Consider the following 1,894-nt stretch of genomic DNA (forward strand, 5'->3'; position numbering starts at 1 on the left):
GGAGAGCCGGCGTGAGCTTGAGGATCGTTGTCTGTGTGAAGTACGTGCCCGACGCCACTGGCGATCGGCACTTCGCCGATGACCTGACGGTCGACCGTGATGACGTGGACGGCCTGCTGTCGGAGCTTGACGAGTACGCGGTCGAGCAGGCGCTGCAGATCGCCGACGAGGCGGACGACGCGGAGATCACCGTGCTGACCGTCGGTCCGGAGGATGCCAAGGACGCGCTGCGCAAGGCGCTGTCCATGGGTGCGGACAAGGCCGTCCATGTCGAGGACGACGATCTGCACGGCACCGATGTCATGGGTACCTCGCTGGTGCTGGCCAAGGCCATCGAGAAGGCCGGTTTCGACCTGGTCGTCTGCGGTATGGCCTCGACCGACGGCACCATGGGTGTGCTGCCGGCGATCCTCGCCGAGCGTCTGGGCGTCCCGCAGGTCACCCTGCTCTCCGAGGTCTCGGTCCAGGACGGCACCGTCAGGGGCCGTCGTGACGGGGACACCGCCAGCGAGCAGCTGGAGGCGTCGCTGCCGGCGGTCGTGTCGGTCACCGACCAGTCGGGCGAGGCCCGCTACCCGTCGTTCAAGGGCATCATGGCGGCCAAGAAGAAGCCGGTGGAGTCCTGGGACCTGTCCGACCTGGACATCGAGGCCGACGAGGTCGGTCTCGAGGGTGCCTTCAGTGCGGTGGACTCCGCGGCCCAGCGTCCGGCCCGCACGGCGGGCACGATCGTCAAGGACGAGGGCGAGGGCGGCAAGCAGCTGGCCGAGTTCCTGGCCGGCCAGAAGTTCATCTGAGCTTCGGCCATCACCCCAACCGCCCCCAGACACTTCGCATTCGCAGGAGAGCAATCCCATGGCTGAAGTTCTCGTCTACGTCGATCACGTGGACGGCGCCGTCCGCAAGCCCACCCTGGAGCTGCTGACGCTGGCCCGCCGTATCGGCGAGCCGGTCGCCGTCGCCCTCGGCCCCGGCGCCGAGGCCACCGCCGCCACGCTCGCCGAGCACGGCGCGGTCAAGGTACTGACCGCCGATGCCCCCCAGTTCGCCGACTACCTCGTCGTCCCGAAGGTCGACGCACTGCAGGCCGCCCACCAGACCGTGTCCGCCGCGGGCTCCCCGGCCGCCGTGCTGGTGCCGTCCTCCGCCGAGGCCAAGGAGATCGCGGCCCGTCTCGCCGTCCGTATCGGCTCCGGCATCATCACCGACGCCATCGACCTTCAGGCCGGTGACCAGGGCCCGGTGGCCACCCAGTCCGCGTTCGCCGCCGCGTTCACCACCAAGTCCCGCGTCTCCAAAGGCACCCCCGTCATCACCGTGAAGCCGAACTCGGCCCCGGTCGAGACCGCCCCGGCCGCCGGCACCGTCCAGGCCCTGACCGTCTCCTTCGGCGAGAACTCCACCGGCACCAAGATCGTCTCCCGCACCCCGCGCGAGTCGACCGGCCGCCCCGAACTCACCGAGGCCGCGATCGTGGTCTCCGGCGGCCGCGGCGTCAACGGCGCCGAGAACTTCGCGGTGATCGAGGCACTCGCCGACTCCCTCGGCGCCGCCGTCGGCGCCTCCCGCGCCGCCGTCGACGCCGGCTGGTACCCCCACACCAACCAGGTCGGCCAGACCGGCAAGAGCGTCTCCCCCCAGCTCTACATCGCCTCCGGCATCTCCGGCGCCATCCAGCACCGCGCCGGCATGCAGACCTCCAAGACCATCGTGGCCATCAACAAGGACGCCGAAGCCCCCATCTTCGACCTCGTCGACTACGGCGTCGTCGGCGACCTCTTCGACGTCGTCCCCCAGCTCACCGAAGAGATCAAGACCCGCAAGGGCTGACCCCACACACCCTCCGCCCGGGGCCGCACGGTGAAACCACCGCGCGGCCCCGCACCGTTCCGGG

General features: G+C 70.2%; 2 protein-coding genes. Both read left to right on the forward strand.

The window, feature by feature from the left end:
• Positions 1–11 precede the first annotated feature (11 nt).
• Positions 12–797, forward strand: a complete 786-nt coding sequence (locus AC0699_RS39655) for an electron transfer flavoprotein subunit beta/FixA family protein (protein WP_478671573.1) — start codon at positions 12–14, stop codon at positions 795–797.
• Positions 798–855: 58 nt separating this feature from the next.
• Positions 856–1,830, forward strand: coding sequence for an electron transfer flavoprotein subunit alpha/FixB family protein (locus tag AC0699_RS39660; RefSeq protein ID WP_478671569.1), 975 nt, complete (start codon positions 856–858; stop codon positions 1,828–1,830).
• The last annotated feature ends 64 nt before the right edge of the window (positions 1,831–1,894 follow it).

It is taken from the genome of Streptomyces sp. NPDC043870, from assembly GCF_056435785.1.

Bases quoted from the DNA above. Each gene is read 5' to 3' on its own strand.
- AC0699_RS39660 (WP_478671569.1), top strand. From the start codon at position 856: ATGGCTGAAGTTCTCGTCTACGTCGATCACGTGGACGGCGCCGTCCGC.